Source organism: Bacillus sp. KNSH39 (assembly GCF_052656585.1).
Map to the genome: position 1 here is coordinate 2,107,312 of NZ_JBQXYO010000001.1, position 20,412 is coordinate 2,127,723.

Here is a 20,412-nt window from a genome sequence, read left to right on the forward strand (position 1 = left end):
TATCATACAATAGTTACTCTTCTTTATCAAGCAATTGCTTCGTATACTCTACATATCTACGATGTACAGTCGCCTTTGAAACATTATGACCAAATCCACGTAATGTTGCTGCAATTTCTTCAAACGTGAGTTCACTTTTTCGCAAACGTACAATTTCCTCAATTGGCACTTCTTTTTTCTCTCTTCCTACACTTAAATGACGATTTTTTAAATTTTTTTCTGGACGATAACCTTTTTCTACTGCACGTTGCATACCTCGTTTAATTTTCAAATTATGAATCTTTCTTTGATATTCTTCAACAATACCAATAATATCTAATACCATTGAATCAGAATCCGACAATTGTAATTCACCATTATGTGTATGCGTATATACTTTTATGCCTTCTTTATGTAAACAATGCATTAACGCGATCTTCGCATTTCCTCTACCAAGACGCGTTTCATCTTGTATAAGTAACACATCAATTTGTTCGTCTCGAATTGTATCCAACACCTCTAATATACCGTCACGTTCAATTGTATATCCACTAGCCTGCTCTTCAATCACCTTAGTAACATTCATTTGATAGCGCTCAGCTAAATGCAATAATTCATCTTTTTGACGTAATAATGATGTTTCTTGCGCTTCTTTCGTTGTACTCACACGTGCATAAATAATTGCATTCATTTTGAACCCCTCTTTCTCCCTATTATTTCCCTATAGTGTAACATAAATCCGCCATTTGTTCGAACTTATGTTTGTAGAATGTTTTTTCACATGTTATACTTATTAATAAGAAAAATGAAAGAAAACGAGGTGTTAGAAAACATGGAAAAGTTAACGAAACGCCAGCAAGACATTCTCGACTTTATTAAGCTAAAAGTACAAGAAAAAGGATATCCACCTTCCGTACGTGAAATTGGTCAAGCAGTCGGCCTCGCTTCTAGTTCTACAGTGCACGGACATTTATCACGATTAGAAGAAAAAGGATACATTCGACGCGATCCAACAAAACCACGTGCCATTGAAATTTTAGGTGAAGACCGAATGGATACGGAAACACAATCTGTTATTCAAGTTCCAATTGTCGGAAAAGTCACTGCTGGGTTACCAATTACAGCGGTCGAAAGCGTAGAAGAACATTTCCCACTTCCAGCTAGTATTGTTGCTGGAGCAGACCAAGTGTTCATGTTACGTATTTCTGGAGATAGTATGATTGAAGCTGGTATTTTCGATGGAGATTTAGTTGTTGTTCGCCAACAGCAGTCTGCATATAATGGTGAAATTGTAGTCGCTTTAACAGAGGATAACGAAGCAACAGTTAAACGTTTCTATAAAGAAAAAGACCATTTCCGTCTACAACCAGAAAACTCTTCATTAGAACCTATCATTTTAAAACAAGTGTCAGTTATCGGGAAAGTAATTGGCGTATATCGTGATTTACATTAAAAATAACAAAAAGAAGATAATTACCGTATATAAATAAGGTAATTATCTTCTTTTTGTATTTTGATAGATTTCCATGCATTCTATTTCTTATTAACGAGTTTCAATCGTCACATCTCCCGCAGCCGTTTTACCGCTAATCTTTTTACTGCCATTTCCAATTGTTACATTTTTATTTTCTTCATTAAAAATTGTTACATCTCCAGCAGCACTTTGCCCAGTAATTACCGCATCTTGTGGTTTTTCCGATAAAGTAATATCTATATCTCCCGCAGTTGAACTGGCTTCTAGATTATACTTAGAATCATGATCTTGAATATTTATTTCCCCACTTGTTGTTTTTGCGGTCACTTTCCCTAATACCTTCTTAAAGTTCACCTCACCAGCTTTTGTCGATCCCTCCACATTCTTAGCCGTTACTTGTTTCAACTCTACTTCTCCAGCAAGTGTTCTAACACTTACGCTATCACTTTTCACATCACTCATTTCGATTTGTCCAGCAGATGAATTTACTTTTACATCTTGGTAAGAGCGTTCGGGCACAAGGAGAGTCAATTTAGACGTTTGAAACCTAAAATCGTAAAAAGAAAAATCAAATGAAGCACCTTTTTCTCTTTCCCCAATAATTTTTAATGTGTCACCATCTTCTGCGATACGAATCTCTTGTTTACGTACATCTCCCGATTGCTTTACATAAAAAGAAGAGTCAGGAGATTTTTGGACAATAATATCCCCGGCATCTAACTTAACTTCTATATTTTTTAATGTTTCGTTTTTAATTACATTTTCTTTATCGCCTTTTTCAGCAGTTTGTACTGCTTTTTCATATGTTTGGGAAATTCCTATTACTCCAATAATGATACAAGCGATAGCGATTAAAAATAGTTTTTTCATCATTTACTCTCCTTTTATCATTTTGAAGTTCCATATTACATATCGTACACACAATCTCTTGAACCACTTTGTACTATAAAAAGCGATAATACATAACAATAAACCTACCCCAACAAACGTTATACTAACGAAAAGATCCAACCATATAAAAGTACCCATAAATACTTTTCCAATAACGAAAAATGGTGTTACTACACTAGCAATACCACCGATCCAAAAAGAAAATATAAAAGCAATAATTGCGACTAACGGGCCTAACACAATAATAAAATTAAACAAACTAAGTCCAATCGCTGCCATAACAGCTCTTGTCACATTTGAAGTCGATGGATTTTTTTTCATTTCATCGAAGCGATACATCGCAAGTAATTCTTTCGCGATTACTTTCGGAGAACCAAGGCCCTGTATTATTTCCGATTCAGTTTTCCCCTCTTCTAGTCCAAACTGAAAGTGCTCTTCATAATCCAATAAAATATCTTGCCTCTCTTCCTCTGGTAACTTTCTAAGATAACTTGATAATTCTTTAAGAAACCCTTCTTTACTCATCCCATTCCACCCCTTCAATAATTTCTTGTACCCCTTTCGCAAAATCACGCCATTCTGTTACTAACAAATGAAATTGCGTCTCCCCTTGCTCTGTTAATTGATAATATTTACGAGGTGGCCCTTCCGTAGATTCCTTTAAATACGTTTGAAAATACCCTTCTTTCGTCAAACGACGTAATAAAGGGTATACTGACCCTTCCGATATTAAAAATTTATTAGAAATTTGCTGAACAAGTTCATAACCGTAACTATCTTTACGTTTTACAAGTGCTAATACACAAAGTTCAAGCACACCTTTTTTAAACTGAACGTTCAAGTGCCATCCTCCTTTCCTATCCTAGTACTGTTCAATACACGGTACCTGTTTTATCCATAATATACCACTTAGTATTGTTTATTGCAAGGTACTGTATTTTTCATTTTTATATTTAGCACTATTCACACTCACAACATCAAACGTCGAGCAAAACATACAATACAATTATTCTATATATGTTCACAGCTACCACGCATATTAAACACTTGTTCAACCACCTCTTCCTGAACTGCAAAATGATTAAACCTTTTACATTAAATTAAAAATATACGGTACCACCTCAAATAATCTCTTTGATTTTTTCAGACATTTCACAAGCGCCTCTTTTGCCCGCGAAAAGAAAAGTCCGGATACCATAGTATCAAAGCTTTTCTTTTCGTATAGGGACATATACCGACCGCGTTCCCATCGGTGAACTTATGTATGGAATATATCCTCTGAATTTAACAAGTTTTAAATTGCGCTAAAAATCCAAAATAAGTGGGAGCAAGTTTAAAGGTGGTGGATCCAGTTTTACTTCTACAAAATTGGCCTTTAAAATGGATTATCGATATACAAAAAGCACCAAATAAACACTTAAAATAGAGGTATTTAAATACTAATGCATGCTAAAAATATTACTGAATTAAAAAACAAATAAATAATATTATTAACATCTTGGAAAGAATGATTGATGATATAAATAAACATTACAAAGCAGCTGTCGTTATATTAGAAACTAAAGAACTTTCTTTACTATCCAGACTAGATTTCAAGATTTTTGATAGCGTTTGAGCACATCTCGACTCTTGTAGTTATTATGATAATCCTATATTAGGTGAAATGTGTAAGGTAGAACAGTCTCTTCAGTCTATATTAAATAGAAATAAATAATATTAGACCATCCTCAAAATAGAATCGATATATAGGAGTACAAACTCATTGGTACATAGACAAATTGATTGAACTTTGAAAATAGAAAAATCAATTGATTTAGAACTCATAGAAATTACGAATATAATAAATAAAAAAAGACCACCTATTACAGGCGGTCTTTTTTTATTTCACATATATATAAATTTCATTTGCTGTTAAATAGTATGTTTTCCCTTTGCTGTTGTGTACTTTATATTGTGGAGATCCATTTACACTTACTTTAGCATCAATAGTGAATCCTAATCCTATATTTACAGTACCAGCAACATCTTTATCCTGCCAAGATAGGGATTCATAGAATCGTAGATTGTCCACTTTGGAAATAACCTTTTTACCAACTAATGTAGAAGCATCCATCCCCTTGTAACGGATATATGAGGAATCATAATAAATCCACTGATTACTTCCAATATCTAACCAATCTCCTACCTTCTTACCTACTTTATATGTCTCACCCTTTTGTAGTTTACGAATGACTTTGTTCTTAGTTGATGGTCCAGAACGCAAGTTTACATTGTATCCCTCAATATTTACAACACCATTCGCCTCCACTATGCTAGGTAAATCATTTGACTCTTGTGGTTTAGCATCAACCGCAACTGAATCACTGTTATAGACATTTAACACATCCGCTCGAAATTTAGCCTCAGATACACCATGACTACGAAGATAATCAAGAGGGTCCTCATGATCTGTTCCACCTAATTTATAGGTAACATCCTTATGTGTCCATAGGCCCTTAGAAGGATGAATATTTCGTTCTCGCAAGATTTCTCCAATTAACTTTACATATCGCTCATAAGAACGTTTGAATTTGGATGAATCACTTGTCTCACACAATTCAACATGAACAAATCTAGTATTTGCTGCTGGACCTGCCCCCCATGCACGATATTTAATAGATGCTATTTGAATCTTTTCTTCCCAATCAACTGCATAATGAACAAATGCCGAACGCCATGTACGAGACTCATATTTTTGAATATTAATTGCTGGCGCCTCAGGGGTAGCTGTAGAATGTGCCACAACACCTTCAAAAGCACCAACACCATAACGGAAAGGTTGCTTAGGCAATTCAGGAATAAGTAGCGTTCTATCAGCAAATGCATTGGTTTCAATTGTTACTATTAAAATCATAGTAACAACTATGGATAAAATATATTTGCATTTCTTTTTCATTGCTTATTGTCATCCTTTTTCATAATTTTCGTATGATCAAATACTCCACTTGCTGATAATCCGATAATTATTCCTTGAAATATATTCATTTTGGTATCTTGAGACAAAAATAAAACGCCTAACGTAATGCCAAGCGTCAAATTAAATACTGGGATATATTTTGTTTGCATTCCAGTTGTTTTTGCAATTTGTGAAATTCCTACAACAACCCCAATCATTGCCGTAATTTCAATCATTACATACCTCCCCCTTTCAAAAAGAAGGTAAGAGCAACTCCAATTATTCCACCGATAATAAGGCGTAAGATCCAAGTTGTATTAGCACTGATTTTATCTAATTGCTTATTGATATTAATAATATCTTTTTCATTACCTGTCGTCCGCATTTCTAAACTTCTAATCTCTAATCGTATATCCTTAATATCTTGCCTTATTTCCTGAACATTACTTTGCACCTCTTGTAAACCATCCATATTTCCACCTCTTTCCCACTTCTTATTTAATTTAAAATTAAAAATCCTATATTACATATGCTTGGCTTTGCGTTTCATTATTGAGTTCCTTCTTTTTTATCTGTCTCATCTATATGTCCCTCAATAGAGCCCGCACCATCAACTTTTGCAGGAATTTTTACTGTGTTTAATTCGTTTGTGATTTCACTTTTTTTCGTTAATATTTCTATGGATTTGTTAAACTCTTCATTTGTCTGTTGCATTTTAGTCACTGTTTTATCTATTTCACCTTTTGTATTTTTCACAGTGATTATGATTGTAGAACCTCTCTAAGATTCCTTGTAATTTCATGGTATTGCCCCATACTTTTTTAGTACTTTTCACTCTTGGCAAAGCTAGATATAATTTGCTCCTCTAAAATTTCGAATCATTTTTTCTTTGGTAACTTGACTAAGTGCTTTGTAATATCTTTACATAGAATAGTCACAGCGTTTATGCAGCAGCCTTTAAACAAATTAGTCACTAAACTACTCCTTTCATTCTCGAATCGAGACACGAAAACAACTTAGTTCAGTACACACCGCCATTTTTCTTCCTCTGTCATGCCCAGATTCCAAAATAAAGAGCCACTCATATGAGTGACTCTAAACCTTTCATCGAATGTCTAAAATATCAAAATGTTCTTCAGGTGCCCAACTATTTCTACCAACATCAATCCATCCTTCTTTACGAGCATAAATCATGACAGGCGCTTTTGAAGAAATTCTACCTTTATATGGACCATCAATACCATCGTAATAATTTACTCCCCATCCTTCTGGATACTTTGATACTGCTTTAAAAGGCCAGTAATTATAATGTTCAGCCTTTACCCAACGACTTCTACCTAAATCTAACCAAACATCACCATCTGCTCCCCAGTAGGCACCCCAATATAATACTTCCGCTGCTGTTGTAAAACGTCCTTGAAAAGAGCCGTGTGGTTTATCATGATAGTTAACACCAAACCCTTCTGGATACTTTGATTTGGCAAATCCAATACCCTCTGGTTGCGGCACACCGTTTCCGCCACCTTTGCCCAAGTAGTCTAACGGGTTCACAGCATCACTCTTACTAACATTCCAGCGTCCTTTATGCAATTCAAAATGTAAGTGTTGGCCACTGGCCTGCCCCGTTTCTCCCATTACTCCAATTGTTTGTCCCTGTATAACGTAATCGCCTTCTTTAACCGTTCGAGAACCACTACGCATATGAGCGTATACAGTTTCCCATGTAACTCCATCAATAGTATGCACAATCATAATACATTCACCATAACTGGATGAAAGATAAGAACGACTAACTTGTCCGCTAGCCGCTGCATAAATCGGATGATAACCCGATTCAGCAAGGTCTACCCCATGGTGATCTGGTCTGTCACCCCTAAAACCACTTGTTACTCTTGTTGTATCCGTTGGATAAATAAATTTTGCCATATTAATCTTCCTTTCTATTTTTACAAAATATAAAAAAGGTACTTAAATGAGCACCTTCGTTCACTGTCTATATTTATTATTTTTCTAATATATTATAGTTTTTCAAATCTAAAGATGAACAGAATGAAAAGCTCTCCGCCGTTACCTAACATCAAAATGTTCTTCTTTTAACCACGCACCATTTCCAATATCAAATCAACCATCTTGTCGTGCATAAACCCTATATGGAACAAATCCATCTACATTACCTGTATAATTCCTATTAGGACCATCATATGTGTTAATGCCATAAACTACTGGATATTTTGAATAAGCAATGAATCATTGTTCAACTAATTTTACTACCCTTTTATCGAATATCTAAAATATCAAAATGTTCTTCTGGCGCCCAACTATTTCTACCAACATCAATCCATCCTTCTTTACGAGCATAAATCATGACAGGCGCTTTTGAAGAAATTCTACCTTTATATGGACCATCAATACCATCGTAATAATTTACTCCCCATCCTTCTGGATACTTTGATACTGCTTTGAAAGGCCAGTAATTATAATGTTCAGCCTTTACCCAACGACTTCTACCTAAATCTAACCAAACATCACCATCTGCTCCCCAGTAGGCACCCCAATATAATACTTCCGCTGCTGTTGTAAAACGTCCTTGAAAAGAGCCATGTGGTTTATCATGATAGTTAACACCAAATCCCTCTGGATACTTTGATTTGGCAAATCCAATACCCTCTGGTTGCGGCACACCGCCACCAGTTCCTCCATCAAAATCTACATATTGTTTAACAATTTCAGAGTAGAAGAAATTCCCCCCGTTTTTATATCGATAACCACCATTGTAGGCAACAGCGATAGGGTTACTATATTTCACCATAGCACCGGTCGTATTTCCAAGTGATGGCGCAACAACCGTTTTAGAATACAGATCTGCCACCGGTAATGAATGCTGTTTATTGTTAGATGCTAACCAGCGAAGGTAAGCTCGTCCAAAATTATATGATTGAACAATGGCACTTAAATCTGTAATTCCATTTTTCTTCGCATCATCAAAAGCACCCTTTAAATGCTTCACTCCGTAATAAATTGAATCTTTCGGGTTTTTAATTGTATTCATTGCCCACCCTTGCGATTCACTGGATTGCATAATATCAGGTGTCGTTTCAGAATTCCCTCCACTTTCCACCATAATAATTCCAAGCACGTAAGGAACTAACTCAGGTACACCTTGTGCAGAACATTCGCTTTCTACCATTGATTGCCAACGTAACACCTGTTGTGGCAAATTCTTTGTTTTGACTGAAGCAGCTAATAAACTCATCATTAAACATCTCCTTATTTTTCTATTATTTTCGCCTGTAAAACTACTATTTTACTAAATATAACTAGAAGCTAAAGACCTATTAATCCATCAAATCACTTCATATTACTCACCTTCTTTCACATCAAAAAGAGCAACCATAAAAATAGTTGCCCTTTCGTCGAAATCTTATATTACTACTATAAATCACTTTTTCAATACTTTCTGTACACTGCATGTATCCTACAAAAAGGTAACACTAAAATCCATCTAAAAACTTGACAATCTTCCTTATTTCAGCATGTTTTCGGCGTATATAGCCTGTACTATAATGTAATTCAAACGCAATTTGCTCTAAAGTCATTCCATCAACATATTTCATTTTAAGTATTTGATGATCCAGTCCTGTAAACTTATTAATCAAAAGCTTTAAATCATACTCCTCATTCATTTTATGAGCTAATTCATATTCAATTGCTTCAATCCGCCCTTCTACCTTAGCCCCTTCCGATTCAGCGGTTAATCGTACATTTTGCAAATCACCGCTAATCCAACGCTTCAATTCGGCTTTTGATTTATCTAAGTTGTATTCTAAATAAGCAATTTCTTCTTCTAACTTCTTATAATCTTTGAGCCATTCGAACACTTACTGATTCACCCACTTCCGTTCTTTTTACAAAGTCTCTTAATACTAATTTAATAGCATGAATATGCTTATTAGCCTTTTCAATCTTTATTGCTTGTAAATCATCTAGCATTTTTTCTTATGACCTATATTTATTTAACACTTCTTGTAATCTCTCACGCTCTTCATCAGTAGACTGCACGGTTTTTCTTTCCTCTTCTAGATTTGTTGATTCATCATCTTTATATAACCAATCGGGTACAATCTCTTTTCTATTTGAATACTTCCTACCTGTCCCGTTATATTTCTTTTTCTTGCTCATTTCGAAACGTCTATCTAGTATAGCCACATCAACTAATGTTTTAACTTCTTGCTCCTTCCAATTCCTCAATATAGCCTTAATGTAGTTCCATCTTGGCGCATTCTCATCAACAGCTTTATTAATTGCATGCTGAATTAACTCCCCACTAAACAAATTACAAAAGCTCCCCAACTCTGCAATTGCAATTTCACTTAACGGAATGCCCATCCCCTTAATAAAGTTACAACTTACTTTAACCCTCTCATTGATGAATACACGAGATTCTAATTTATCCATATCATCATAATCATTATTATTTCGTTTATTAGTATTTAGTCTATTAGTATTTAGTAGTTTCTGATTTTCCTCATATGGCTTTACCACATCTTGGTTTTCCATTTGTGGCATGTCCCTTTGTGGCGTTTCGTAAATTTCCGTATCCCACCTTGTAATTTTTTTCGTATTCCCATCACGAACAGGATAACGTTTTACATAACCTAATTCTTTTAATTCCTTAAAACCTGTACGGAGCGAATCTTCTCCATCCTTAGCATGTCGAGCTAATTCACTAATATGAAAAGTCCAATCATCTGGTAATGTAAGCGCATAGGCTAAGATTCCTTTCGCTTTCCATGACAACCTTTCATCTTTTAAACCAGTATTATTTATAACGGAATAATTACTATCTTTTTTCACTCGAATAATCCCCATACTAGCCACCTCATAAATTCTCAAAAACGGTATTCAATGTTATACTTATCTAGAGATATTTTTTCTTATAGAATCCGCTGCAACGGATTCTTTTCTTATGCATTCATTCAAAACAATCATGCTATCCATATCTATTTTCTTCTAAACCTCTCTTATTCCTCAAGTTCAACATCCACTTGAATTTCGATATTCATTGGAATTTCTTGTGTTATACGAATCACATTTTGACTCATTCCTTTTTGAATAAGCTTTCTAACCTGCTCTTTTGCATCTTCTTTTGTTTTAAATTCACTGACAGTTGGTAACCCTGCTAAACTGCTAGTAATTACTAAAATCTTTCTTTGCATGTTCTTTCCTCCTACTGAATGTCTGCCATATTTATTTGTGAGTTTTTAACTGTAATTTCTTCATTTAAAACAGTTGGAATTGAATATTCTTCATTAATCATTTGTATTGCTCTATCCAAATGATTACGTTTAATAGCTTTATAACTATTCACACCAAATTCCCGATGTAACTGACTATAAATATCTCTATATAACTTCCTTCTAAGGCCGATATCCTGATAAGAATTTGAATTTTTACCTCCCAATAACATAACACCTAAGCTTTTTACAGCCCTTGTTATCTCTTCACACTCGATAGCATAAAGCGGCGTATTTTCTCGCAAACCCTTCACCTCAGACTTTATCTCTTGTATCTGCTGAGTATGTCCTTCTAACGCAGCAAATGTTAACTTTAAAACCCCCATTGGGTCCTTTGGCACATTTTGTTGATTTTGTATATATTGCTTCATTCGTTTGAACTCTTTCATAAATTTAATTTTCATTCCAACCGCTTCTCTACTGGTATATCCCATAACAAGTAACGTGAATGCTTCTTCTGTTAAATCATATTTAGGGATTCGCCTATTCTTTGAATTAAAATAAGTGGACTCGTGAAAATTTTCTCCTCCAAACTCTTCACCTACATATACAATTTGTTTTCGAACTTCCTTCAAAACGTCGAAGTGATTTTTTTTGAATATCTTCGCAATTACCAAACTATCCGTTACTACTTTGCCATTAACCTCAAATACTAATGAACTATGTACTGATGAGTCAATTAATTGCCCCATCCTCATCTCCTCCTCACTACTAATTTTGGACTATCTTTATTGCATTGAGATAATTTCGCACTACGCATAATTCTTTACTTTCTTTTTACAAATTAACTAGTTATCAGAATTTAAATTAAATACTTTGATATGAACCCTCTTATTAAATCATCATTCAATAATTCGATTATAGGGTTACATTTTAAGTAAATTTCCTCCGATTTCAATTCGCTTCATTTTCTTCAAATTCAAAAAGATATTCCAAACTATGTTCTGGAAAAAAAGTTTTCTTAATTTCAAAAGCTTCATCATAATAAAAACGAAATTTACCATTTATTTTGTCGCTCACTGTTGCGTGGCGAAGTTTCAGATGCGAAGAAATTTGTGTAATCATAATTCTTTTTCTCGCCATCTCTGCACGCAAATTCGGATACATTTACTCACCACCTGTTTTTTGTACGATATTGCGTTCATTTCCATTTAAATATAAACTCAATTTCGTATTTAGTCAACAAAAAAACGTATTTAAATACTCAATTTCGTATATTTTTCTATTTACTAACAATTTTAGTTAGGTTATGATATATACAGAAATACGCAATATCGTATACATTTTAATAAGAAAGATGGTGAAAGTAATGAAAAAAGCAGAGGTTGTAACACGCTTAATAAAAGAAGCTGGCTATAGTAAAAGAGCCTTCGCCGAAAAAATAGGTCTCCCCCCCACAACACTGCAATCCATGTTATCAAGAGGGATTGGTAAAGCATCTGTTGATAATGTCATAAAAGTTTGTAAGGGATTAGGAATCACTACTGATGATTTAGAAAGACTCGCAACTCAAGAGGACAATACTGTTAAAGAAGAAGTTTCTATTTATGAAACCATCCAAAACGATCAATCAAACATTATTTACATTCCTATCATTGGTTCTGTAGCAGCCGGTACACCCATACTCGCTGAAGAAAATATCGAAGGCTATTTACCCATGCTAAGTACATTTTTAAACAAGCGTAAAAAGTATTTTTATCTTACTGTAAAAGGCACTAGCATGAATCTCGAATTCCCTGATGGTTCTTATGTTTTAGTAGAGGAAACTCCTTATGTTGAAAACGGACAAATTGCTGTTGTAAAAGTCAATGGTTATGATGCTACCGTGAAAAAGATTTCAAAATCCGGAAGCATCATTACTTTAATACCATTGAGTAATGACCCTATCCACGAACCAAAAACTTACGACCTTTCAGCTGAAGATGTAAAAATAATTGGTCGCGTTGTACAGGCAGTAAAGAATTATTAAGTTTTAGCACAAGTGATTAAAAAAGATAAAATCAATTCTTTTGAAAAGATTTTCTTAGTAACATGATTCAAAATAACCAAAAACAATCCATTATCTAGTAGTTAACATATCCAATAACTTCACTAAAAAAGCCCTGATACCGTAGTATCAAGGCTTTTTCATTTCACAAATTATATAAAACTTACATTTATCTGATAATGTTTTTCTATGATATCACTACTTGTTATTAATTATTGGCTTTTATGTGGCTGTTTTTCATTTTGCAACCACATAAAATTGTAATAATAGGGAATTAAAAAACCCTTGATACGAGTTGTATCAAGGGTTCAAGCCTCTTAGTAAAGAGACATATATTGATCGCGTTCCCATTGGTGAACTTGTGTTCTAAAAATATCCCACTCAATCTCTTTCGCTTCGATGAAGTGCTCAAGTAAGTGTTCTCCTAGTGCACCGCATACTACTTCATTAGATTGTAATGTAACTAATGCTTGCGCTAATGTTGCTGGTAAGTCAACGATACCTGCTTCTTCGCGCTCTTCTTTTGTCATTACATAGATGTTACGATCTACTGCTGCTGGTGGAGTTAATTTGTTTTTAATTCCATCAAGACCTGCAGCTAATAATGTAGCCATTACTAAATATGGGTTTGCAGCTGGGTCAACACTACGTACTTCTACGCGTGTACTAATACCACGAGATGCAGGGATACGTACTAACGGGCTACGGTTTTGTGCAGACCATGCTACGTAACAAGGTGCTTCATATCCAGGTACTAGACGTTTGTATGAGTTTACAGTTGGGTTTGCTATCGCTGTAAATGCTGGTGCATGTTTTAAAATACCTGCGATGAAGTGACGAGCATCATCACTTAATTGTAAGTCACCGTTTGCATCAAAGAATACGTTCTCACCATTTTTAAATAATGATAAGTTACAGTGCATACCTGAACCGTTCACACCGTATAGTGGTTTTGGCATAAACGTTGCGTGTAAACCATGTTTACGAGCAATTGTTTTTACAACAAGTTTGAATGTTTGAATGTCATCACATGAGCGAATTGCATTTGCATATTTAAAGTCAATTTCGTGCTGTCCTGGAGCAACCTCATGGTGAGATGCTTCAATTTCAAATCCCATTTCTTCAAGTTCAAGAACGATATCACGACGACAGTTTTCCCCTAGATCCATCGGCGCAAGGTCGAAGTATCCACCGTTATCGTTTAGTTCTAATGTTGGATTTCCTTTTTCATCCACCTTAAATAGGAAGAATTCTGGCTCTGGTCCAAGATTGAAGTCTGAAAATCCTAAAGCTTCCATTTCTTTTAACACACGTTTTAAGTTGTTACGTGGGTCTCCATCAAATGGAGTGCCATCTGCATTGTAAATATCACAGATTAGTCGAGCTACTTTACCTTTTTCAGCTGTCCAAGGGAAAATTACCCAAGTGTCTAAATCAGGATATAAATACATATCAGACTCTTCAATACGTACGAAACCTTCAATCGAAGATCCATCAAACATCATTTTGTTATCAAGAGCTTTCGTTAATTGTCTCACTGGAATCTCTACGTTTTTAATTACCCCTAAAAGGTCCGTAAATTGTAAACGGATATACTTTACATTCTCTTCTTTCGCCAAACGGAAAATATCTTCTTTTGTGTATCTAGACATTATAAATTCCTCCTTAGTCCCTCTAATCGCCTTCAGAATCAGTTATCTTTAGTGAAAAAATCTTGAAATGTCACCTTGTCGCAATGAAGTTCGATTGAATCTACCTGTATGTTGTAGTTCATCTCGAAGTATTTTGCGAAGCTCAGTTTTTGAAATTTCTTTCGTTTCTTCTTTTACTTTCACTGCTTCTGTTTGATTTTCTTTCATTAGTAACACTTGTTTAATACCAGCCATATTCAGGCCTTGATCTAACAAATCTTTAATTTCTAACAACTTATCTACATCGTTAAATGAAAACAATCTACGATTCCCCTTTGTACGGGTTGGAGAAACAAGATTATGCTCTTCATAGTAGCGAATTTGACGTGCAGACAATTGTGTTAAATCCATAACAATACCAATTGGAAACAGCGGGGCAGAACGTCTATCTTCTTTCATTTTTCAGTTCCTCCTTCGCCTTAACTGCTTCTCATTTTATAACATGTTATGTTTAGTGTCAATAGATGTTAGCTTTTCTTACATGATTTTTTTATAAATTTTTTCATTCTTTTTTCTAATCGCATAAATCGTTACTTTTATACGAAAAAAGCTGCCGATATCGACAGCTCCCCTTTAAGAAATTGTTAATAAATTCTTTTCAATCAATTCATCAATTGCAGAACAAATCGCAATTTTAACATGCGAATACGTTAATCCACCTTGCACATATGCAACATACGGTGGTCTAATCGGACCATCAGCAGACAATTCAATACTTGCACCTTGAATAAATGTTCCCGCCGCCATAATTACATCATCTTCATAACCTGGCATATAGTTTGCATACGGAGTAAAATGCGAATTAATTGGAGATGCATATTGAATCGCTTGGCAGAAGGCAATCATACGGTCTTTATCATCAAATTGAACAGATTGAATTAAGTCTGTTCTTGGCGCATTCCACGCTGGTGACGTGTTCATTCCTAACTTTTCTAAAAACGCAGCTGTAAAAATTGCACCTTTCAGCGCTTGTCCTGCAACATGTGGCGCTAAGAAGAACCCTTGATACATTTCTTGCAGACTGTATAAAGACGCTCCAGCTTCCGCACCAATTCCCGGAGACGTTAAACGATATGCACACGCTTCAACATACTGTTCTTTCCCGACAATATAACCACCAGTTTTAACAATTCCGCCGCCCGGGTTTTTAATAAGCGAACCCGCCATTAAATCTGCACCAACATGACATGGCTCTTGCTCTTCAATAAACTCACCATAACAGTTATCTACAAACACAACAACATCAGGTTTAATTTCTTTAACAAACGCGATCATCTCTTTAATTTGAGAAATAGTAAACGATGGACGAGTAGCATAACCTTTCGAACGCTGAATACCGATCATTTTCGTATTACTATGAATCGCTGCTGCAACAGCTTTAAAATCAACAAGCCCACCTTCAGTTAGCGGAACTGCATTGTAACCAATATTATATTCTTTAAATGAACCTACACCTTTCCCACGCACGCCAACGATTTCCTCTAACGTATCATACGGTTTTCCAGTGATGTACAATAACTCATCTCCTGGACGTAAAATACCGAATAACGCTGTAGAAATAGCGTGAGTACCTGAAATAATTTGCGGACGAACAAGTCCAGCTTCCGCTCCAAACACATCAGCATACACTTTTTCTAACGTATCACGGCCAATATCATCATAACCATAACCTGTCGTCGGGATAAAATGCGAGTCACTAATTTTATGTTTACGAAAACTTTCTAATACACGAAACTGATTACTTTCAATTACTTCATCCGCACGTTTATGTACTTCTGTAATCTGACTCTCTACTTCTTTTACGATTGGAGCAATTTTTTCTCCATTTTTCAAACGATCAAACATTTTTATTTTCTCCTTCTTCCACTAAAAATCTCTTTAATTGCACATTAAGCGATGAATGAGTAAAAATATACCCTGCACAATCATATACAAATTTATCTTCCAGAAACTCCATCTTTGCTAATAGCGTTTCCGTCTTTAAAAGCGTTAATAACTTACCTTCACTCGGAGGGATTTCTACTCGATAACGATCCATTTCTTTCTTCATTTTCATTTCTATCGCTTCTTTTATACGCAATACATCACTTTCTTCAAAAGCACTAGTCATTAAGAAATCACTTTTCGGAAACGGAATAAAGTTTTGATGTAATTCATCTTTTTTATTATATAACGTAATAATAGGAATATGATTAATTTCAAGTTCTGATAATAATCGTTTTACTGTTTTTTCATGCCCTATGTAGTTAGGATCCGCAGAATCAACTACATGTAAAATGACATCTGCTTCCCCCGCTTCTTCCAGTGTCGAACGAAAAGCAGCGATTAATGAAGTGGGTAAATCTTGTATAAAACCAACAGTATCGGTTAGTAATACTGTATAACCAGAAGGTAACGGCATCTTCCTCGTCGTTGGGTCTAATGTTGCAAACAGAAGGTTTTCTTCAAACGTATCAGCTTCCGTTAATCTATTAAACAGTGTCGATTTCCCTGCATTTGTATACCCTATTAACGAAACTTGAAATACTTTATTATCTTTTCTTCTCTCACGATATCTTTTTCGATGTTCCACAACAACTGCAAGTTGTTTCTTTATTTCATCAATACGGGATCGAATATGACGACGATCCGTCTCTAATTTCGTCTCACCCGGTCCTCTCGTTCCAATACCACCACCAAGACGCGATAAGGACAATCCTTGCCCCATAAGACGCGGCATTGTATATTGCAACTGAGCTAATTCTACTTGAAGCTTACCTTCCCTCGACTTCGCACGTTGCGCAAAAATATCCAGTATTAGTTGCGTTCGATCAATTACTCTCGCATCTAATACTGAGGATAAATTCCGAATTTGACTCGGCGTTAATTCATTATTAAATACAATAACATCCGGCTCTAATTCTTCAGTTAACATTGTAAGCTCTTCTAATTTCCCTTTACCTATGTAAGTTGCCGGATGAAACTTTGGTCGTTTTTGCGTTGTTGACACTAACAATTCTGCTCGTGCAGTCTTCGCTAGTGATGCAAGCTCTTTCATGGAATGCATAAATTTTTCATCATCATCTTGTGGCAATTGACAGCCTACTAATATGACTTTTTCTTTTTCTTCCATCAAATATGTTCACTCATCCTTTTCGAAATTTAAACCTTCTAATATAATAGCAGAGGAAGCACATTTCATCTAGTTAGCGGGGGAGAAAATTCATGGCATGGGAGATTTTTAGCATCATAGGCACAATCGCTTTCGCACTAAGCGGAGCCATTGTTGCAATGGAAGAGGATTATGATATTTTCGGGGTGTATATTTTAGGAATGGCAACCGCATTTGGGGGAGGTGCCCTTCGTAATTTATTAATCGGTTATCCGATTGTCGCGTTTTGGCAACAAGACATGTTATTCCAAATCGCACTTTTATCAATGACTATTATTTTTCTTTTTCCAAATAAGTTAATTAGACATTGGAAAAAGTGGGAAAATATCACTGACGCTATCGGCTTATCAGCATTTGCTGTACAAGGAGCATTATATGCCCAAAAATTAAATTTACCAATTAGCGCCACAATTGTAGCAGCTGTTTTAACTGGTATCGGCGGCGGTATCATTCGCGATCTTTTAGCCCGCAGAAAACCTCTCGTTCTTCGAGCTGAAGTATATGCCTTTTGGACAATTTTAGCAGGTTTCTTAATTGGCGCTCAAATTATTGTTAGCGATTGGGCTCTTTACATTTTATTCATTTTAATTGTTTGCTTCCGCATGGTTTCTATTCATTACAAATGGCATTTACCGCACAGACGTATCGAAACGAAAGAACGTTCAATGCATAAATAGCAATCTAACCTCTTTACATATCGTAAAGAGGTTTTTCTTTTCTAACGATTTTTTCTTTATATAATGTTTATACTAATTTTTAAAGTGAGGTGAATACACATGACAAACCACGTTAATAAAGGAGCTCAAAAAAGCTCAGTAAATCAATTCGGGCACGATCCTAATTCAGCACACGAAAAGAGCGCTAAAATGGAACACTTCCATAAAGCACACCAAGAAAAAGCAAAAAAAGAGTAAACGAACTTATACACAAAATCGACGCACAGTTTATGTACTGTGCGTCTCCTCTTCGAGCATCAAATCCATACTCGATATTCCAATTAAATCATTTTTATCATAGGCATCTTCTTGCAACAACCGCATCGCCTGTGTACGAATTGATTTTTCAACAATATTCCGTACATACCGCCCATTACTAAACGATGTAATTTGCGACGAATACTTTACAGCATGTAAATGATCCCTAAATTTCCATTCAGCCTCTTTCGATAACTGATATTCACGCTCTTCATACATTCTTTTCCCAATTTCCAACAACTGATTTACCGAGTAATCCGCAAATTCAATAATAAATGGAAAACGAGATTGCAGCCCTGGATTTAATGAAAGAAAGTGATTCATCTCTCTTGAATATCCAGCTAAAATCAATACAAAACCATGTTGTTTATCTTCCATATGTTTTACAAGCGTATCAATTGCTTCTTTTCCAAAATCCTTCTCTCCTCCTCGAGCTAAAGAATACGCCTCATCAATAAACAAAATACCTCCCATTGCTTTTTTTATTAAGTCTCTTGTTTTTTGGGCTGTATGGCCGATGTACTCTCCTACAAGATCAGCACGTTCAGCTTCAACCAAGTGGCCTTTCGATAGAATATTCATCTCAAACAGCAATTTTCCTATCATTCTAGCAACTGTTGTCTTCCCTGTACCTGGATTCCCTTTAAACAGCATATGAAGTACTTGCTTCTCTGACTTCAATCCCTTCTCTTGTCTTTTTTTATTCACATAAATCCAAGCATATATTTCTTTTATTATCTTTTTTATATCATCCATCCCAACAAGCTTCCCCATCTCTTCTTCAATTCTCTGCAGCATTTCATGTTTAATTGTAGTTTCATTTGAAATTACCGTTTTATTTTCTGCGGCTGGCAAAGAAATTTTCTTTCGATGGTTTAACACAATATTAATTTGATTATTGTTCTTCTTTCGCATCGATTGTTCCATACAATCACCTCATTTTATCCACTCACCAAATATTATTATTCCTGTCCCCCTTGTAAATGCCTATTTTCAGAAAAGTTTGCTATAATATAAGAAATAATTAAGGTGGTGGGACTATGGAGACAACGGAATTCCATGATACAATACAAGCCTTTTCTATTTTTTTATTGAATAAAGGCCGAAAACCCTCAACTATTAAACGTTATGTTTATGACGTTGAAGACTTCGGACATTGGTTAGAAAAAAACAAAAAGCTCCCTTCCAGTAATATATGGGCTACACTTTGTACAAAAGACTACGAAGATTACTTTTCCGATTTAAAAACGAATCGACATTACTCAGAAAAAACGATGCATCGTGTATTTATTGTACTAAATAGAATGTATCATTTTCTAAACATTCCTAATCCATTGAAAAATATGGAGATATCTATTCAACCAGACCGTACACTTCGTAACGAAGATTTCATTTCACCTGATGAAGAAAAAAGGTTAAAGTATATAGTCACTTCATTAGAAGGACTTTCAGAAAAACAACTTCCTGTGCGCCCCTTATTAATGGATCGCAATATTGCTATTTTAAATCTATTGATTGACTACGGTTTATCCTTACAGGAACTTACAGCATTAACAATGCATCACGTTCACTTTGAAACTAACACATTATCAATCCCAGCAACCGCAGGTGTAGAAAGAACAATTACATTAGCAAAAGAAGACAAAAAACAACTATATAATTATTACAAAAGCATCCCGGAACCAGTTCGTCCCAAATACCATAGTGATGATCCATTATTTGTCGCATTCGATTTTAACCGTGGAACATACAGATGGGTATATGAAAATGATGCACCAAAGGCATTAACGGAAATTGCTATACAAAAAATGATTCGCCTCGAAGTGGCTAGAGCCAATTTACGTAAAGGAATTTCAGGACAACATTTTCGTAACACCTATATTTTAAACTTAATAAAAAAAGAAACTCCTGAATCAGAAATTATAAAACTCGCTGGATTCAAATCAAAAATTTCATTAAAGCGATATTATCAATACGCAGAAAATAGAAAAAACGCCTTATTGTAAGGCGTTTTTTCTATTTTTTCTTTAAACAAA

The 20,412-nt window shown here is 35.1% G+C and carries 25 protein-coding genes; 5 read left to right on the plus strand and 20 right to left on the minus strand.

Translation table 11 applies throughout. From position 1 onward, the window contains the following. Nucleotides 1-13: 13 nt before the first annotated feature. The gene (locus tag ACUL40_RS10630; RefSeq protein WP_000991469.1) at nucleotides 14-670 is read right to left on the minus strand and encodes a YneB family resolvase-like protein; all 657 of its coding nucleotides are present in this window, start codon (nucleotides 668-670) and stop codon (nucleotides 14-16) included. A 141-nt stretch (nucleotides 671-811) separates the two neighbouring features. On the opposite strand from ACUL40_RS10630, the gene lexA reads away from it, so the two are divergent. Then, entirely contained in the window at nucleotides 812-1,432 is a 621-nt protein-coding gene (gene lexA / locus ACUL40_RS10635; protein ID WP_000413738.1) for a transcriptional repressor LexA, read from the plus strand. Nucleotides 1,433-1,522: 90 nt separating this feature from the next. Here the strand turns inward: lexA and ACUL40_RS10640 are convergent, their stop codons facing one another. The 14 genes from ACUL40_RS10640 to ACUL40_RS10705 form a co-directional block, all read right to left on the minus strand. Beyond that, nucleotides 1,523-2,326 (minus strand): DUF4097 family beta strand repeat-containing protein, encoded by an 804-nt coding sequence (locus ACUL40_RS10640; protein ID WP_000976237.1) that lies wholly within the window; start codon nucleotides 2,324-2,326, stop codon nucleotides 1,523-1,525. Continuing rightward, complete coding sequence (locus tag ACUL40_RS10645) at nucleotides 2,327-2,869, minus strand: DUF1700 domain-containing protein (RefSeq protein ID WP_000031383.1); 543 nt, start codon at nucleotides 2,867-2,869, stop codon at nucleotides 2,327-2,329. After that, on the minus strand, nucleotides 2,862-3,185 hold the full coding sequence (locus ACUL40_RS10650; protein ID WP_001102628.1) for a PadR family transcriptional regulator: 324 nt from the start codon (nucleotides 3,183-3,185) through the stop codon (nucleotides 2,862-2,864). Before ACUL40_RS10650 ends, ACUL40_RS10645 begins: the two co-directional genes overlap by 8 nt. Nucleotides 3,186-4,223: 1,038 nt before the next feature. Further along, entirely contained in the window at nucleotides 4,224-5,279 is a 1,056-nt protein-coding gene (locus ACUL40_RS10655) for an N-acetylmuramoyl-L-alanine amidase (RefSeq protein ID WP_016125131.1), read from the minus strand. Beyond that, nucleotides 5,276-5,515 carry a holin gene (locus ACUL40_RS10660; RefSeq protein ID WP_445422985.1) on the minus strand — a complete coding sequence of 80 codons (240 nt, stop codon included), beginning with the start codon at nucleotides 5,513-5,515 and terminating at the stop codon, nucleotides 5,276-5,278. Before ACUL40_RS10660 ends, ACUL40_RS10655 begins: the two co-directional genes overlap by 4 nt. After that, nucleotides 5,515-5,751, minus strand: coding sequence for a hemolysin XhlA family protein (locus ACUL40_RS10665; RefSeq protein ID WP_000348875.1), 237 nt, complete (start codon nucleotides 5,749-5,751; stop codon nucleotides 5,515-5,517). The genes ACUL40_RS10660 and ACUL40_RS10665 overlap by 1 nt, the downstream gene beginning before the upstream one ends. Before the next feature lie 77 nt (nucleotides 5,752-5,828). After that, nucleotides 5,829-6,002: a hypothetical protein gene (locus ACUL40_RS10670; protein WP_229172586.1), complete on the minus strand. Its 174-nt coding sequence runs from the start codon at nucleotides 6,000-6,002 to the stop codon at nucleotides 5,829-5,831. A 381-nt stretch (nucleotides 6,003-6,383) separates the two neighbouring features. Continuing rightward, the gene (locus tag ACUL40_RS10675) at nucleotides 6,384-7,205 is read right to left on the minus strand and encodes a M23 family metallopeptidase (protein WP_001051361.1); all 822 of its coding nucleotides are present in this window, start codon (nucleotides 7,203-7,205) and stop codon (nucleotides 6,384-6,386) included. Between the two features lie 349 nt (nucleotides 7,206-7,554). Continuing rightward, nucleotides 7,555-8,532 carry a lysozyme family protein gene (locus ACUL40_RS10680; protein WP_025921790.1) on the minus strand — a complete coding sequence of 326 codons (978 nt, stop codon included), beginning with the start codon at nucleotides 8,530-8,532 and terminating at the stop codon, nucleotides 7,555-7,557. 238 nt (nucleotides 8,533-8,770) lie between these two features. After that, nucleotides 8,771-9,157, minus strand: coding sequence for a DUF1492 domain-containing protein (locus tag ACUL40_RS10685; RefSeq protein WP_000464425.1), 387 nt, complete (start codon nucleotides 9,155-9,157; stop codon nucleotides 8,771-8,773). A gap of 118 nt (nucleotides 9,158-9,275) precedes the next feature. Beyond that, nucleotides 9,276-10,148, minus strand: coding sequence for a DnaD domain protein (locus tag ACUL40_RS10690; protein WP_000511420.1), 873 nt, complete (start codon nucleotides 10,146-10,148; stop codon nucleotides 9,276-9,278). Between the two features lie 152 nt (nucleotides 10,149-10,300). Then, nucleotides 10,301-10,495 carry a hypothetical protein gene (locus ACUL40_RS10695; protein ID WP_001189065.1) on the minus strand — a complete coding sequence of 65 codons (195 nt, stop codon included), beginning with the start codon at nucleotides 10,493-10,495 and terminating at the stop codon, nucleotides 10,301-10,303. An 11-nt stretch (nucleotides 10,496-10,506) separates the two neighbouring features. After that, entirely contained in the window at nucleotides 10,507-11,265 is a 759-nt protein-coding gene (locus ACUL40_RS10700; protein WP_063220698.1) for an ORF6C domain-containing protein, read from the minus strand. Nucleotides 11,266-11,467: 202 nt separating this feature from the next. Then, nucleotides 11,468-11,680, minus strand: a complete 213-nt coding sequence (locus tag ACUL40_RS10705) for a hypothetical protein (RefSeq protein ID WP_000283431.1) — start codon at nucleotides 11,678-11,680, stop codon at nucleotides 11,468-11,470. A 202-nt stretch (nucleotides 11,681-11,882) separates the two neighbouring features. Between ACUL40_RS10705 and ACUL40_RS10710 the strand changes: the two genes are divergently transcribed. Further along, nucleotides 11,883-12,542 (plus strand): LexA family protein, encoded by a 660-nt coding sequence (locus ACUL40_RS10710; RefSeq protein ID WP_011110319.1) that lies wholly within the window; start codon nucleotides 11,883-11,885, stop codon nucleotides 12,540-12,542. A gap of 335 nt (nucleotides 12,543-12,877) precedes the next feature. Here the strand turns inward: ACUL40_RS10710 and glnA are convergent, their stop codons facing one another. The 4 genes from glnA to hflX form a co-directional block, all read right to left on the minus strand. Continuing rightward, nucleotides 12,878-14,212, minus strand: coding sequence for a type I glutamate--ammonia ligase (glnA, locus tag ACUL40_RS10715; RefSeq protein ID WP_000092763.1), 1,335 nt, complete (start codon nucleotides 14,210-14,212; stop codon nucleotides 12,878-12,880). Between the two features lie 48 nt (nucleotides 14,213-14,260). Then, a complete protein-coding gene (gene glnR / locus ACUL40_RS10720) occupies nucleotides 14,261-14,650 on the minus strand; it encodes a transcriptional repressor GlnR (protein ID WP_000656783.1) in 390 nt (129 codons plus the stop codon). 174 nt (nucleotides 14,651-14,824) lie between these two features. Beyond that, nucleotides 14,825-16,096: a methionine gamma-lyase family protein gene (locus ACUL40_RS10725; RefSeq protein ID WP_233935186.1), complete on the minus strand. Its 1,272-nt coding sequence runs from the start codon at nucleotides 16,094-16,096 to the stop codon at nucleotides 14,825-14,827. Next, complete coding sequence (gene hflX, locus ACUL40_RS10730) at nucleotides 16,089-17,363, minus strand: GTPase HflX (RefSeq protein ID WP_000391393.1); 1,275 nt, start codon at nucleotides 17,361-17,363, stop codon at nucleotides 16,089-16,091. The genes ACUL40_RS10725 and hflX overlap by 8 nt, the downstream gene beginning before the upstream one ends. A gap of 92 nt (nucleotides 17,364-17,455) precedes the next feature. Here hflX and ACUL40_RS10735 point away from each other — a divergent pair, with 92 nt between their 5' ends. Continuing rightward, entirely contained in the window at nucleotides 17,456-18,079 is a 624-nt protein-coding gene (locus ACUL40_RS10735; RefSeq protein ID WP_000312267.1) for a trimeric intracellular cation channel family protein, read from the plus strand. 99 nt (nucleotides 18,080-18,178) lie between these two features. Continuing rightward, nucleotides 18,179-18,316: a hypothetical protein gene (locus ACUL40_RS10740; protein WP_000181500.1), complete on the plus strand. Its 138-nt coding sequence runs from the start codon at nucleotides 18,179-18,181 to the stop codon at nucleotides 18,314-18,316. Between the two features lie 30 nt (nucleotides 18,317-18,346). On the opposite strand, the gene spoVK is transcribed toward ACUL40_RS10740, so the two are convergent. Next, the gene (gene spoVK, locus ACUL40_RS10745; RefSeq protein WP_000438178.1) at nucleotides 18,347-19,303 is read right to left on the minus strand and encodes a stage V sporulation protein K; all 957 of its coding nucleotides are present in this window, start codon (nucleotides 19,301-19,303) and stop codon (nucleotides 18,347-18,349) included. Between the two features lie 113 nt (nucleotides 19,304-19,416). Between spoVK and ACUL40_RS10750 the strand changes: the two genes are divergently transcribed. Continuing rightward, nucleotides 19,417-20,382, plus strand: coding sequence for a tyrosine-type recombinase/integrase (locus ACUL40_RS10750; RefSeq protein ID WP_000450327.1), 966 nt, complete (start codon nucleotides 19,417-19,419; stop codon nucleotides 20,380-20,382). Nucleotides 20,383-20,412 lie beyond the last annotated feature (30 nt).

What these genes read in the sequence shown, in the direction of transcription:
- glnR (WP_000656783.1), bottom strand. Translation starts at nt 14,650, where the DNA reads ATGAAAGAAGATAGACGTTCTGCCCCGCTGTTTCCAATTGGTATTGTT.
- ACUL40_RS10645 (WP_000031383.1), bottom strand. Translation starts at nt 2,869, where the DNA reads ATGAGTAAAGAAGGGTTTCTTAAAGAATTATCAAGTTATCTTAGAAAG.
- lexA (WP_000413738.1), top strand. Translation starts at nt 812, where the DNA reads ATGGAAAAGTTAACGAAACGCCAGCAAGACATTCTCGACTTTATTAAG.
- ACUL40_RS10735 (WP_000312267.1), top strand. Translation starts at nt 17,456, where the DNA reads ATGGCATGGGAGATTTTTAGCATCATAGGCACAATCGCTTTCGCACTA.
- ACUL40_RS10725 (WP_233935186.1), bottom strand. Translation starts at nt 16,096, where the DNA reads ATGTTTGATCGTTTGAAAAATGGAGAAAAAATTGCTCCAATCGTAAAA.
- spoVK (WP_000438178.1), bottom strand. Translation starts at nt 19,303, where the DNA reads ATGGAACAATCGATGCGAAAGAAGAACAATAATCAAATTAATATTGTG.
- ACUL40_RS10710 (WP_011110319.1), top strand. Translation starts at nt 11,883, where the DNA reads ATGAAAAAAGCAGAGGTTGTAACACGCTTAATAAAAGAAGCTGGCTAT.
- ACUL40_RS10750 (WP_000450327.1), top strand. Translation starts at nt 19,417, where the DNA reads ATGGAGACAACGGAATTCCATGATACAATACAAGCCTTTTCTATTTTT.
- ACUL40_RS10630 (WP_000991469.1), bottom strand. Translation starts at nt 670, where the DNA reads ATGAATGCAATTATTTATGCACGTGTGAGTACAACGAAAGAAGCGCAA.
- ACUL40_RS10680 (WP_025921790.1), bottom strand. Translation starts at nt 8,532, where the DNA reads ATGAGTTTATTAGCTGCTTCAGTCAAAACAAAGAATTTGCCACAACAG.
- hflX (WP_000391393.1), bottom strand. Translation starts at nt 17,363, where the DNA reads ATGGAAGAAAAAGAAAAAGTCATATTAGTAGGCTGTCAATTGCCACAA.
- ACUL40_RS10665 (WP_000348875.1), bottom strand. Translation starts at nt 5,751, where the DNA reads ATGGATGGTTTACAAGAGGTGCAAAGTAATGTTCAGGAAATAAGGCAA.
- ACUL40_RS10640 (WP_000976237.1), bottom strand. Translation starts at nt 2,326, where the DNA reads ATGATGAAAAAACTATTTTTAATCGCTATCGCTTGTATCATTATTGGA.
- ACUL40_RS10655 (WP_016125131.1), bottom strand. Translation starts at nt 5,279, where the DNA reads ATGAAAAAGAAATGCAAATATATTTTATCCATAGTTGTTACTATGATT.
- ACUL40_RS10675 (WP_001051361.1), bottom strand. Translation starts at nt 7,205, where the DNA reads ATGGCAAAATTTATTTATCCAACGGATACAACAAGAGTAACAAGTGGT.
- ACUL40_RS10740 (WP_000181500.1), top strand. Translation starts at nt 18,179, where the DNA reads ATGACAAACCACGTTAATAAAGGAGCTCAAAAAAGCTCAGTAAATCAA.
- glnA (WP_000092763.1), bottom strand. Translation starts at nt 14,212, where the DNA reads ATGTCTAGATACACAAAAGAAGATATTTTCCGTTTGGCGAAAGAAGAG.
- ACUL40_RS10705 (WP_000283431.1), bottom strand. Translation starts at nt 11,680, where the DNA reads ATGTATCCGAATTTGCGTGCAGAGATGGCGAGAAAAAGAATTATGATT.
- ACUL40_RS10660 (WP_445422985.1), bottom strand. Translation starts at nt 5,515, where the DNA reads ATGATTGAAATTACGGCAATGATTGGGGTTGTTGTAGGAATTTCACAA.
- ACUL40_RS10695 (WP_001189065.1), bottom strand. Translation starts at nt 10,495, where the DNA reads ATGCAAAGAAAGATTTTAGTAATTACTAGCAGTTTAGCAGGGTTACCA.
- ACUL40_RS10700 (WP_063220698.1), bottom strand. Translation starts at nt 11,265, where the DNA reads ATGGGGCAATTAATTGACTCATCAGTACATAGTTCATTAGTATTTGAG.
- ACUL40_RS10690 (WP_000511420.1), bottom strand. Translation starts at nt 10,148, where the DNA reads ATGGGGATTATTCGAGTGAAAAAAGATAGTAATTATTCCGTTATAAAT.